The organism is Bartonella sp. AA126HLJHH (assembly GCF_042197425.1).
GTDB lineage: Bacteria > Pseudomonadota > Alphaproteobacteria > Rhizobiales > Rhizobiaceae > Bartonella.
Genome location: NZ_JBHIRU010000011.1, coordinates 21155 through 34635 on the forward strand (window position 1 = coordinate 21155; position 13481 = coordinate 34635).

Here is a 13481-nt window from a genome sequence, read left to right on the forward strand (position 1 = left end):
TGATTACGTGACTAGCTTCCCAATGCCGTAATTAAGTACAGCCACATAATGAGATAGCTCTTCAATATCATTAGTCACACTGATACTTTTTCTTTATTTTCAAACAATAATAGGTCAGATGGTAACGGTTATGTCCTTTCTATCTGAGAAAAGAGTAGCACCGCTTGCGTATATGCACGAGTAAAAGTCAATCAACATTGGTCTGAGGTAAAACCGCCAATTATTTCTAATACACCTAAGGATTTCATAGCTTGCTCTAACGGTTTATATAAAGCCGCCCTTTTAAAAGGTGGATTGGGTGGAAAATTTATTGGGATATAGGCTTTATGAATCTCTCGAACTAAGCTTTCTACTATGCAGGCCCTAAGGCGTGATTGCATATATGGTCGCATCTGTTGCTGCGTTGTGTAGGCAAAGATCCTAAACTAGGAAAGGAGGGCTGCTCTTTTGATTACAAAGGAAGAATACGGCGCGTAAGTGCAGCAAAATGTATTTTGAGGAGCAGTAAAGGGGTGAGGCATTTGATGTCCAGCGGGTAACGGATTAACTGGAGTATAAGTGGGTATTGCTAGGGCGGAGTTTTTGGTTAAGAATTGCACTTCGTACGCTATAAGCTCTCTGCATCTTTCATATAGGCGTTGGATCATCGCCCAATGCAACGTAAAGGGGCTGTTTTGTCTTTAGCGCTTGTTTGGCTGCTTCTATAGTGCCGCTGGCTCTATCAGCCACTATGGTGATAATTTTCTCGTCCAAAGAACAGATCAATCGATTGCGTAATAGGGTATGTGTGCCTTTTTTGACCGTGTCTTTTTTAAAAAGCAGCTGTTACCTCGTGGCAGGATTGGGTGTGTTTATATGATCAGCCTGCCAAAGAAAAGGAAGCGTTATCGCGATAGCCACCAATAGGAGCCCAGCGATAAAGGTGGCAGCAAACTGCAATGATATAAAAGAACCAAGGACGCCGACCAAAAAGCTTCCGACCGGCGTTCCAGCATAGCCTATCACTCGAAAAGCAGAATTAGCTCGCCCGAGAAGTTGCTTTGGTGTGAGGCGCTGCCTGAAGGCGGTAACACCAATAAACCATAAGCTTGCTCCAACGCCAGCGATAAAGGTGACGCCCCATACGACGACAGCACTTTTTGAAAAGGCTGGAACCAGCAGTAAGACAACCGTTCCTAAACCGTCAGTGAGAACAGCTAGGCGCACCGGTGCATAACGTATACGCGGTGCAAATAGGGCACCTGCCATTGTTCCAAGCGCGTAGGCTGCAAACATCACGCCATATTGGCTGCTATGTAGGCCCAGATACCGACCGTCGGTAACGAAGAAGATGAACGAGGTTAGGAATGCTCCAAATACCACCGATAGAAAGAATGTGAGTAATGTAAGGGAGGTAAGATGCCGATTTGAAAAAATGAAATGAAAGCCGGCAATGATATAACGGAAAGTGATGTTTTCTTTATCAGGTGTTGGCGATGTCGGAACAGCACGGCGAGCGGTAAAAATCAATGTGATAAAAAGCACGATTAACAGGCCGAGAAATAGCAGTGTGCTATGCGCTAAAATGCTGCTTGTTATGACAGGGGCAAGAAAATAGGAGACCCCGAAATCTAAAAACAAGACAATTGAGTAGAAGGTCATCAATCGCTCTCCCTCCATGATAAGTGGTGGAATCGTCATTATATAAGCTTCGGCAGAAACGACGATGAATCCAGCAATGGTTGCATAGAAGAAAATTTGTTCGGCTGGAGCAATCTGTATCATGAGCAGTACGAACAGTACAATATGCAGTAGCGTGAAGATGAGGAGAGCCGAGGTGGCAAGTTTTATTTTGTCGCAGCGATCAAGTAAAGCGCCTGCAAGGATGCCGAAAATTGGCCACGCTAATGAAAAGAGACCTTGCGCCCAACTTACTCCGACTACGCCATATCCAGATTGTCTTGCTAATAGCGGGATGGCAGTGCGCAAAGCACCGCTGAGTAAGGCGAGCAGACTAACGGTTAGGCAAAAATAGCGTATGTTCTTGTTGGAAAAAAGCGTGAACATTCTGTTCTCCTTAAGATGCCACACAGGTTTCCACTGTTCCATCAAGTACGGCGGTTGTATTCAGCATGTTTGCGACATAGCCGTCCAAGATATTCCTATCTGCCTGAGGTAGAAGAAAATACATAAGGTTGGAATACCATTGCCAACCACGCTGAGTCAGCTGGAGATCGTTATCACTTTCTGCGATGAGACCTGCACCTATGAGCTGTTGTAGGTTATTGTAAACGAAAGAGGGGAGTGCGGTCCAGTCAATTCTTTCTTTTTTGGCATAACCGTTATAAGGTAGCCTCATACACGAAGCCTTGGAGGCTTGTTGCTCTGCTGATACCCAATTGTAGTATACTTTGGATTTGCCTTTAAGTTGTATGTCGGTAATGTATCCGCTTCGACTGGGATTGGCTCGTGTGACGAGTGAGCCGAGAATCGACATTGCTGACGCCCCGAAGCCAACCACATAATCGTCATGATAACCATGCAAATATTTGTGATAGCGGAAATAATTAGCTGAACTCGTTTTAGCGAGCGTTAGAGGAGTGTTGTTGGCAATTTTGATATAGGAATGCCCATTACACGGCGCATAGCCGCAGCTGCGCATAACGATGTCGCTAAATAAGCGAAGCATCTGTCGATGCTGTAGGCTGGATGGCTTTAGCCCTTTTTGTGCGTAAGACTTATGCAGTTGCGACGTGATAGCCAGATTGTTAATTGCATAGAGGTTGATGGTTTCAGGGTGAAGCTCGCTGGCTTGCTTCAAATCGTATAATAGTTCTTCGGCTTGCTGGCTGTGTATGCCATATAGTAGGTCGAAACCGACATGTCCAATTATCTCTTGTGACCAAGCCACGGTATTGTTGATTTGTTCACGTGTTGAGGTGAGGTTAAACAATGATCGGAAACGCTCAATGAAACTCTGTATACCGAAGCTGATCCGGTTAACGCCGATCTCACGGGCAGCATAAAGTTTATCACGTGTGACGCTCTTCGGTTCGCTTTCCAGTGTAAATTCGGCTAAGGAAGAGAGCTCAAATTCGGCATGCAATACTTTTCCGATGTGTCGGATATTATCTGCGGACAAAAGCGACGGTGTGCCACCCCCTATATAGATGCTGCGGATGGGCCCTCTAAGCGAGCGAATGAAATTTCCTTTGTTTCTGATCTCTGTGGTAAGCGCTGAAATATAAGATTCGATTTGTTTAACGAGCTTGTAGGCCCCTTTCTGAAAGGGACAGAAGGAACAGATGGTTTCGCAAAAGGGAATATGCAAATAAAGAGAAATGGTACGCGCTTGTGGAATCTGCTTACTGTGCGCTAGTTTATTAAAGTCTAGGTCATCGTAAAATTCATTTGAAATAGTGCGAAATAACGGATATGTGAAGTTGTAAATCGGCTTGAGTTGATCGAACTTCACAAAAGGATGATCCACGAGTTGCATAGCTTACCTCCCCCAATTTCTTAACTCGCACTATATTATTGACGGGCGACTGGTGACCCAATCACCCGAGTGTATTACCAAAGATTTTCACGGAACATAATGAATCCTCCTTTTGTAGAAGTTATATGTATTATACATATAACTTCTTATATGAACAGGCCAGCTTGTTTAAGAGGCAATGTAAAGATAAAAATATAAAAAAACTTTCTCTTTCAGCCTTATGGTCTGATATTGTAATTGGTATCCTGTTTTACGTGGTCCGGCTATGAATGCCTAGAGCGAGAAAAAGCAGGGTATTTTAATGGATGTGCGGGGCATCATTGTTATGTTGTTAGGACTTGGAATTTGCGTCTGGTTATGAAATATCATTAGCGCAAAAAGATGGTTTTAAAGGTAGAGATACATTTTTTATATCCCTGTAAAACTTCGAGAAGAGATAGAATTATCCTATTAGAAAACATATAAATATCCAGTGTGATAATATTATCGAATTACATGACATCATCACTCTTGCACGCCATTTTGATATATTACCTAAAATCTCATTGAGATTGTGCCATGTACTGGCAAACGGGGATAGATCGTGTTTTGGTATGACTGCGGCGAAGTTACGTGCCGCATTATCTTTGCTAGAATCCAATAGGATTAGGCTTAATGGGGTGCCTTTGCATGTGGGCTCTAATTTGAATTCGACTGAGTTAATAGTATCCACCTTAACTAAGGCTGGAAAGGATATTTACGCATTGAAGGATCAAAAAAGTTTTATCAGTCTAGGCGGAGGATATCGGACTTCCACAGCGTTCTGCCATGTCGTGACGGTCAATGACGAATACCCTCGTAAAATTTATGAGGCATTATCACAATTGGGTTGTGATTTACATAAGCTTACGGTAATTATTGAACCTAGGCGTATTATATCTAAAGATTATGGTTATTTATTTTCAAATATTAGCTCTATAAAAGAGCAGAATGGTACGAACTTAATTATAATCTGGGCTCTGGGGATGTGTACTTAGTCTGCCCAGTATCACGAGATCATAAGTCAAAGTATATGAAAGCAACTGATACAAAATAGATTTTACGATGGTGGAAGATCGACGATAAAGGACGTTAGTTAAAAGGAAATTGATATTATTGTGTTCTCATATCCTGATTTTTTGGCTTTTTAGATATAAATAACACACCTCCTAGTGGGCTGGAGACTATCAAATGTTGGATCACGCATGGCGCAATTAGCAAAAAATCCTATCTATTGGATTTGGTATGCTCTACTGGATTCTCAGCTCTAAATATTGTGTGCGAAGTGCAATGTCAAGCGGTGGGAATTGATATAAGTGCAGAGTCTGTACCATCCACTCAGAACAAGGTTGATAGCTCTGTTATGCAGACGATGGTTAAGTTTCATGTCGGAAATGCTGAGCGTATGACTTATCCTGAAAATACATTTACGCATATTATGGCGGGGTGAGTGTTTGTAAGCACTAGCTGTAAAGGTTACTCACCATCCTAGGGTGTTTACTTCTATGTGGATAACAATAGAGTTACAAAACTTGCTTCATATTAAAAGAAAAGTTTCTTTTCTTTTAATATGAAGCATTGCTACAACCAAAAGGAAATTAAATATCTCGCCTTTATTATTCTCGTCAATGTTTGCTTATATATGATTATTTGAATCGGAATTAGGTTACGTACAATATGGTATTTCTCGCTGTTTTATATAAGGAGAAGGTTCGCATCGATGTATCGGGTGCAATATCAATTTTTTCACTATGGTGATAGGATAGCTTTTTGAGCGTAAAGTTCTTTTACCTTGATAGATCTTATAGTATTCTTCAAAAATATCAGTTGATAAATTTTTTTCGTGTCGTTTATGCATGGGCTGATACAATAAGAATAGGACTTGATTGTTTTTAAAGTTGGTATGTTATGGCTGTAAAAAATGGTAAACAAACGAAAAGTAAGAATTTTAAACCTGTCTCTCGTTTTCTCAAAAGTTTACGTGGTGTGCGCAATTGGGAACAAGTTTCACAATGGCTTGCTTTTCGTAAGGTAGAGGATATTGAATGTATTACGCCTGATCAAGCAGGGGTACCACGGGGCAAGATGATGCTTTCTAAAAAATTTACATCGGAAACATCATTGGCATTGCCTTCAGCAGTTTTTATGGCAACAATTTCAGGGGATTATCCGGAAGATGGTCATGGTTTTGAATATCCTAAAGCAGATGGTGATTTACGCCTTGAGCCTGATCTTTCTACGTTAAGCATTGTTCCATGGGAAGATGCTCCTACGGCACAGGTGATTTGTGATCTTGTGTATCAAAATGGTCAGGTTGTGGATTACACACCACGCAATGTTTTACGAACAGTGGTTCATTTTTACACAAAAATGGGTTTAAGCCCTGTTGTGGCACCAGAAATTGAGTTTTATTTGGTACAAAAAAATCCCGATCCTGATTATCCGTTAGTTCCACCGGTTGGTCGTTCTGGGCGTTCAATTGGTGGTGGACAGGGGTATTCCATTGCTGGTGTTAATGAATTCGATGATTTGATTGATGATATTTATCAATTTTCAGAGGCACAAGGATTAGAAATTGATACCCTCATTCATGAAGAAGGAGCAGGACAGTTTGAAATCAATTTACGTCATGGTGATCCTATTGAATTAGCGGATCAAGTTTTTATGTTTAAACGAACAATTCGTGAAGCAGCACTAAAACATAATATGTATGCAACTTTTATGGCAAAACCCATTCAAGGGCAGCCGGGTTCTGCTATGCATATTCACCAATCGGTTGTTGATAAGAAAACCGGTATGAATATTTTTACACAGGAAAATGGTGAAGAAAGTATCTGTTTTCGCCATTTTATTGGTGGATTGCAAAAACATATGCCAGGCGTACTTGTGATGCTTGCGCCTTATGTGAATTCTTATCGACGTCTTGTCCCTGATAATTCGGCTCCTGTTAATTTGCGGTGGGGATATGATAATCGTACTACAGCTTTTCGAGTTCCCCGTTCTGCTCCTCAAGCGCGACGTGTTGAGAATAGGCTTCCTTCATCAGATGCGAATCCTTATTTAGCCCTTGCGGCTTCTTTAGCGTGTGGTCTTATTGGTTTGCAACAAAAAATTGAGCCGGATGAGCCAGCGATAAATAATGTAAACGCTGATAATATTGAGTTACCGCGTGGGCTCATTGAGGCAGTCAATTTGTTTGAACAAGATACAGTGATACGTGCTATTTTAGGGGATGTGTTTGTCAGTACTTATGCTGCAATCAAACGACAAGAGTTTGAAACTTTTATGGAAGTAATCAGTCCGTGGGAGCGTGAATATCTCCTGCTGAATGTTTAAATTTTATGACGATGATTGATTATAATTCAATTTCTCCAGGAATTTCTTGGTATGAAGATGCTTTAAGAGAACGTCCCTCTTATCCTTCTTTTTGTGAAAACAGACAGTGTGATGTGGTCATTATTGGAGGCGGATTTACGGGTCTTTCGGCTGCTTATCATTTAGCCAAGGCTGGAGTAGATGTTGTTTTATTTGAAGCATCACGTTTTGGTGATGGTGCTTCAGGGCGCAATGGTGGACAGCTGGGAACAGGGCAACGGCAATGGGTAGAAACATTAGAAAAAAAGTATGGTTTTGAGCGAAGTAAGGCTCTATTTGATTTAGCAGAAGAAGCTAAAAGAGATATTTTAGCTTTATGCGCAATGCCTAATTGTCCTTGTGATTTGATAGGAGGACAGCTTTCTGTAACTCATAAAAGGCGTGAGCTTCTCTCTTATCAACAGCATATTGAGGCGATGCAGCGTTATGGCTATCACGCGCTTACTTTTATGGATAAGGCTGAAACATTTGAGCGACTTGGATCAACTTTTTATTGTGGTGGTATTTATGATGCGGATACCGGTCATATAAATCCATTAAAATTGATTATTGGATTGGCAAAAAAAGCCCAAGATGCTGGTGCTAAGCTTTATGAGAAATCACAAGTAACGACCATAAGGCGCAAGCAAGCCCATTGGAAAGTAATAACAGAAAAAGGCAGTGTAACAGCAGAACATGTTTTACTTGCAACAAATGGGTATAAACTTGGTCTGGAGCGTTTTATTGAAAAAAATATTGTTTCTATTCGCTCTTATATTGGAGCAACGGATCCATTACCAAAGCATAGTTCAATTCTTATAGGGGGGGAATCGGTTGATGATTCCCGTTTTATGGTTCGCTATTTTCGCAAAAGCATTGATAATCGTCTCTTATTTGGTGGTGTAGAAAGTTATGATAATAAGCATCCTCTAAATTTAGATGAACGTATAAAACGGCAAATTGTTGAAATTTATCCTCAATTACATTCTATCAATTTAAGCCATCGGTGGGGAGCAACGGTAGCGATTACAGTTGAGCGCATGCCCTATGTTCGCCAACTTTTCTCAAGGATAACTTATTGTGGTGGTTATTCAGGGCATGGCGTTATGTTGGCTCCTTTCGTGGGAAAATTATACGCAGAATGGTTAACTGGAAAATATGAACGTTTTTCCTATTTCCAAGACTTAAAGATTTCATCTTTTCCGGGAGGAAGAGTTTTGCGTTATCCGCTTATATTTTTAGCAATGCGTTGGTTTTCTTTATTGGATCGCCTTTAATGGAAACATTGCTTGAAATGAAGAAAATTAATGGCTTATTTAGTATCTGTCTGCTTTAATGATGAAAGCTTTTATAAGTGATATGGGATTTCATAATCGAATAGAAAAATAAACAAGTTCATGGTGCGTAAAATTATTCCAGTTTCTTCCTTTGATTGTATTGTTTTTGGTGGCAATGGTGATCTGGCGTTGCGCAAGCTTTTGCCGGCTTTGTATCATTGTCAGTGTGCTGGGCAATTCAGTGAGCCAACACGTATTATTGGGGTTTCGCGCACTTCCTTAAGTCGTGAAGAATATCAAAATTTTGTCCGCATTTCTTTAGAAAAACATATCCATCCAAAAGATCTCAATTCAACAGAACTCAATCGTTTTCTTGCACGTTTAACTTACGTTTCTGTTGATGTGACCTCAAATCGCGGGTGGGAGGATTTAGCCCTCCTTCTGTCACAAGATTCAGCGGATATTCGAGCTTTTTATTTGGCTGTTGGTTCGTCACTTTTTGCTGATATTGCGATGAAGTTGGAAAAAAATGATTTGGTGACACCACAAACACGGATTATCATTGAAAAACCAATTGGTTGCGATGTAAAAACAGCGGTTTCACTTAATGATGTATTTGCAAGTGCCTTTAATGAAGAGCAGATCTTTCGTATTGATCATTATCTTGGGAAGGAAACTGTTCAAAATTTAATGGCATTGCGGTTTGTTAATACACTTTATGAACCGCTATGGAACTCCAATTATATTGATCATGTTCAAATAACCGTTGCTGAATCTTTAGGGTTAGAGGGCCGTACAGAATATTATGAAAGCACTGGTGCTCTACGCGATATGGTTCAAAACCATATGCTACAATTACTTTGTTTGGTTGCGATGGAAATACCATTTACCAACAGTGCTAATGCTGTGCGCGATGAAAAACTTAAAGTTTTACATTCTTTAACACCGCTTGATGTCCATAATGTAGGGCAGCATACTGTACGTGGGCAGTATCTTTCTGGTCTATCAAATGGTATATCGGTAGAGTCTTATTTTGATGATCTGGGAAGAGTGAGTAAGAGTGAAACATTTGTAGCACTTAAGGTTAAGATTGATAACTGGCGTTGGGCTAATACGCCTTTTTATTTACGAACAGGTAAGCGCATGTTCACGCGAATGTCTGAAATTGTTGTGGTTTTTAAACCTATTCCTCATAATATTTTTAATGTGGATTTAGATGAAATTTTTTCTAATCGGCTTGTAATTCGTCTCCAACCTGATGAAGGTGTAAAACAATGGTTGATGATTAAGGATCCAAGTTATGGCGGTATGCGGTTTCGTCACATTCCATTAGACATGAGTTTTTCTTCCGCATTTTCTGAACGTAATCCTGATGCTTATGAACGTTTATTAATGGATGTTATTCGTGGAGATCAAACACTGTTTATGCGTCGTGATGAAGTTGAGGCTGCTTGGCGTTGGATTGATCCAATCATTGAGGGATGGGAAGAAATAAAACAGCCTGTTCACAGTTATAACGCTGGTTCATGGGGGCCGTCTGCTTCGATGAGCCTCATGGAACGTGATGGGCGTATATGGAACAATTTAGTTTAGAGCAATAAGTATGTATAGAATGAATATTGACCGTTTAGATTTTGAAACCCCTCAGACTTTAGCCTTGGCATTAGCAGATCGAGTAGCAGCAGAGCTTAGTGTATCTGTTCTTGAGCGCAAGAGAGCTGTTTTAGCGGTGTCTGGTGGTAAAACACCAGAATTGTTTTTTCATTATTTGTCAAAAGCGGATATTGATTGGCAAAAGATTATTATCACGTTGGTCGATGAACGTTTTGTCCCTACACACGATGAACGTTCAAATGAACATATGGTACGGTGTCATTTGTTACAAAATTTTGCCGAAAAAGCACGTTTTGTAGGGCTTTATCATAAAGCAATTACTGCTGAACTTGCTGCTTTTTCAGCGGCGAGTCGTGTTAATACTTTGCCTAAACCCTTTGATGTTGTTGTTTTAGGAATGGGGGAGGATGGACATACGGCTTCTTTTTTTCCTGATGCTGATCGTTTAAAGCAAGCGCTTGATTTACGAACACAAGCACTTGTTTTACCCCTTCATGCTAAGAGTGCTGTTGAGCCAAGACTCTCACTAACTTTGCCAGTTATTATGCAATCTCGTTGTATTATTCTCCATTTTGAAGGTTTTCAGAAACGCGATTGTTTTGAAGAGGCTTGTCAAGACGGGTCTGAAATAGAAATGCCTATTCGGGCAATTTTGCGTAATTCCCCTCATCTCGTTCAGGTTTATTGGTCGCCTGCAGAAAATGAAATAAGTGAATCAAAATATGCGACACAAGGTGAATAAAAACGTAATCTCTCTCAATGAATGAGGGGCAGCAACAATGAAAGGGGGAGAGAAATATGGCACTTTCCAAGACAATTGCCACAGTTACACGAAGGATTTATGAACGGTCTCAATCAACACGAGAAATTTACTTAGATCGTATTGCAAAAGCACAAGTTCATCGCCCCAAACGGAGTTTTTTAGGATGTGCCAATCAGGCTCATGGCTTTGCTGCTTGTGGTGCAATAGATAAAGAGCGTTTGAAGGGAAATATCGTTGGGAATATTGGCATTATCACGGCATATAACGATATACTTTCAGCACATCAACCTTTTGAAAAATTTCCTCACTTAATTAAAGAGTCGGCCCGTATGGTTGGTGGTGTTGCACAGGTTGCAGGTGGTGTTCCCGCGATGTGCGATGGTGTTACGCAGGGAAATGCGGGGATGGAGCTTTCCCTTTTTTCGCGTGAAGTAATTGCAATGGCAACAGCTATAAGCTTATCACACGATGTCTTTGATGCAGCATTGTATCTTGGGGTGTGTGATAAAATTGTGCCAGGTTTATTGATTGGTGCCCTAACATTTGGTCATTTACCAGGAATTTTTATAGCAGCTGGTCCCATGACAAGTGGTCAAGGTAATGATGAAAAAGCGAAGATACGTCAACTTTACGCGGAAAATAAAATAGATCGCCAAACACTTTTAGCATCAGAAGCACGTTCTTATCATGGGCCAGGAACATGTACATTTTATGGAACAGCTAACTCTAATCAGGTGATACTGGAGATGATGGGGCTTCATATGCCTGGAGCTTCTTTTATTAATGCGAATACACCGTTGCGTGATGCTTTAACAAAAGAAGCTACGAAACGTGTACTTGAAATGACAGATCTTGGTGATCATTATAGTCCACTTGGTATGATCATTGATGAGCGTTCTTTTGTGAATGCCATTGTAGGATTAAATGCAACAGGAGGTTCTACCAATCATGCGATTCATTTGATTGCTATGGCTGCTGTTTGCGGTATTAAATTGACATGGCATGATATTGCAGAAATTTCATCCGTTGTGCCTCTTTTAGCGCGCATTTATCCTAACGGTTTAGCAGATATTAATCATTTTTACGCTGCGGGGGGAATGGGATTTATTATTCGCGAGCTTATCGAGGCAGGCTTGGTCCATGAAGATGTTTCTACGGTTTTTGGTAAAGATCTCAATGCTTATGCAATTGAAGCAAAGCTTTCTGCTGATGGTCATGTGGTGCGTGAAGCGGCTCTTAAGGAAAGTGGTGATCATAAGGTGTTAGCGGGGTGGAGAAAGCCATTTCAGCTTGATGGTGGTCTTCGTGTTTTATCAGGAGATTTGGGAACAGCTATTATAAAAGTTTCCTCTGTTAAACCAGAGTATTGGCAGATTAAAGCACCAGTCTTTGTTTTTAATGATCAAGAGGAACTACAAAAATCTTTTAAATCTGGAGTGTTGCATAATAAAGACTTTATCGCTGTCATTCGCTATCAAGGACCAAAAGCCAATGGTATGCCAGAGCTTCATAAATTAACGACCATTTTAGGCGTTTTACAAGATCGCGGTCAAAAGGTAGCATTGATAACCGATGGGCGTATGTCAGGAGCGTCAGGAAAAATTCCTGCTGCTCTCCATGTGACACCAGAAGCAGTGGATAATGGCCCCATTGCACGTTTGCAGGATGGTGATATTGTTTTTCTTGATGCTCATGAGGGTAAATTAACCCTTTTGGAGGATTTAGCAAAATTTAACGCGCGAAAAATCATATCTCCGGATCTTTCAAAAAACGAACATGGTGTTGGACGCGAACTTTTTCATGTTTTTCGTCAATCCGTTAATCGTGCAGATCAAGGGGCATCTGTTTTTATGACATGAAAAATGCAAAAATAAATAAGCTGAATCATATACAATTAAACCATATACAAGGAATTGTTACAATTTTTAGAATTTTGGTATAGGCAGATTGTATGATCGCGCGGCCGCTTTGAGTGTATTAACCATAAGCATGGCAATTGTCATTGGTCCAACGCCTCCTGGAACAGGGGTGATCGCAGCAGCTTTTTCTTTTACATTTTCAAAATCGACATCACCAACAAGACGTGTTTTCCCTATACCTTTTTCTGGTGCAGCAACGCGGTTAATACCGACATCAATAACAATTGCACCATTTTTCACCCAGTCTTTTTTAATCATTTGTGGGCGGCCTACAGCAGCTACGAGAATATCAGCGCTTCGACACACATCATCAAGGTCACGGGTACGACTATGGGCAATTGTCACAGTGGCATTGGCTGCTGTTAAAAGGGCAGCCATAGGTTTTCCAACAATATTAGAGCGTCCAACAACGACAGCATCAAGTCCAGATAAATCTTGCCCACATTGTTGTTCAATCATCATCATGGCACCAGCTGGAGTGCAGGGAATCATCGCATCTTCAAGTGCGTTTGCCGCGAGTTTTCCTACATTAATATAATGAAAACCATCAACATCTTTTTGGAAAGCAACGGCTTGTGTTATGCGATTTGTATTCATATGAGCAGGGAGAGGCAGCTGTACCAAAATACCATGAATTTTGGGATCAGAATTTAATGTTGTAATAAGTTGAAGGAGATCTTTTTCTTGCGTTTCTTTGGAAACGACATGTTTGATTGAAAGAAACCCACATTCTTCGGCTTTTTTATTTTTTGAGGTGACATATACTTGACTTGCAGGATCATCTCCAACGATAATAACAGCGATACTAGGTTGTATATTATAGTGATGGCGGAGCTTTGCTGTTTCGGCCTTAACTTTCACAATAATCTCTTCAGCAAGTTTTTTTCCGTCGATAATATTATTCATTCAGAGATCCTTTCGGTAAGGCTGTTTGTTTTTTTTGTAAAGCATTTTCTAATAATACGATAGAGTTTTATAGCAATATTCATATGAGAACAGTAAGAATGGTTTTATAATGTTGTGGATTTATAGTTTTGAAGACTTTTAAATAATTGCTT

10 protein-coding genes are annotated in these 13481 nt (G+C 40.4%); 7 read left to right on the top strand and 3 right to left on the bottom strand.

Going from position 1 to position 13481, the window contains the following annotated elements:
* Window positions 1–825: 825 nt before the first annotated feature.
* Complete coding sequence (locus ACFIQC_RS06395) at window positions 826–2046, bottom strand: MFS transporter (RefSeq protein ID WP_375706897.1); 1221 nt, start codon at window positions 2044–2046, stop codon at window positions 826–828.
* A gap of 10 nt (window positions 2047–2056) precedes the next feature.
* Window positions 2057–3478, bottom strand: coding sequence for a coproporphyrinogen-III oxidase family protein (locus tag ACFIQC_RS06400; protein WP_375706898.1), 1422 nt, complete (start codon window positions 3476–3478; stop codon window positions 2057–2059).
* A gap of 467 nt (window positions 3479–3945) precedes the next feature.
* On the opposite strand from ACFIQC_RS06400, the gene ACFIQC_RS06405 reads away from it, so the two are divergent.
* The 7 genes from ACFIQC_RS06405 to edd all read left to right on the top strand — a co-directional run bounded on the left by ACFIQC_RS06405 (window position 3946) and on the right by edd (window position 12363).
* Entirely contained in the window at window positions 3946–4494 is a 549-nt protein-coding gene (locus tag ACFIQC_RS06405) for a hypothetical protein (protein WP_375706909.1), read from the top strand.
* A 215-nt stretch (window positions 4495–4709) separates the two neighbouring features.
* On the top strand, window positions 4710–4946 hold the full coding sequence (locus ACFIQC_RS06410; RefSeq protein ID WP_375706910.1) for a class I SAM-dependent methyltransferase: 237 nt from the start codon (window positions 4710–4712) through the stop codon (window positions 4944–4946).
* A 458-nt stretch (window positions 4947–5404) separates the two neighbouring features.
* Window positions 5405–6832, top strand: coding sequence for a glutamine synthetase family protein (locus tag ACFIQC_RS06415; protein WP_375618430.1), 1428 nt, complete (start codon window positions 5405–5407; stop codon window positions 6830–6832).
* A gap of 11 nt (window positions 6833–6843) precedes the next feature.
* On the top strand, window positions 6844–8127 hold the full coding sequence (locus tag ACFIQC_RS06420; protein WP_375706911.1) for an NAD(P)/FAD-dependent oxidoreductase: 1284 nt from the start codon (window positions 6844–6846) through the stop codon (window positions 8125–8127).
* Window positions 8128–8247: 120 nt separating this feature from the next.
* Window positions 8248–9720 (top strand): glucose-6-phosphate dehydrogenase, encoded by a 1473-nt coding sequence (gene zwf / locus ACFIQC_RS06425; protein ID WP_375629588.1) that lies wholly within the window; start codon window positions 8248–8250, stop codon window positions 9718–9720.
* A gap of 10 nt (window positions 9721–9730) precedes the next feature.
* The gene (pgl, locus tag ACFIQC_RS06430) at window positions 9731–10483 is read left to right on the top strand and encodes a 6-phosphogluconolactonase (protein ID WP_375621109.1); all 753 of its coding nucleotides are present in this window, start codon (window positions 9731–9733) and stop codon (window positions 10481–10483) included.
* Window positions 10484–10539: 56 nt separating this feature from the next.
* Window positions 10540–12363: a phosphogluconate dehydratase gene (edd, locus tag ACFIQC_RS06435; RefSeq protein ID WP_375621108.1), complete on the top strand. Its 1824-nt coding sequence runs from the start codon at window positions 10540–10542 to the stop codon at window positions 12361–12363.
* A gap of 66 nt (window positions 12364–12429) precedes the next feature.
* Here the strand turns inward: edd and folD are convergent, their stop codons facing one another.
* Window positions 12430–13329: a bifunctional methylenetetrahydrofolate dehydrogenase/methenyltetrahydrofolate cyclohydrolase FolD gene (gene folD, locus ACFIQC_RS06440; protein ID WP_375706899.1), complete on the bottom strand. Its 900-nt coding sequence runs from the start codon at window positions 13327–13329 to the stop codon at window positions 12430–12432.
* Between the last annotated feature and the right edge of the window lie 152 nt (window positions 13330–13481).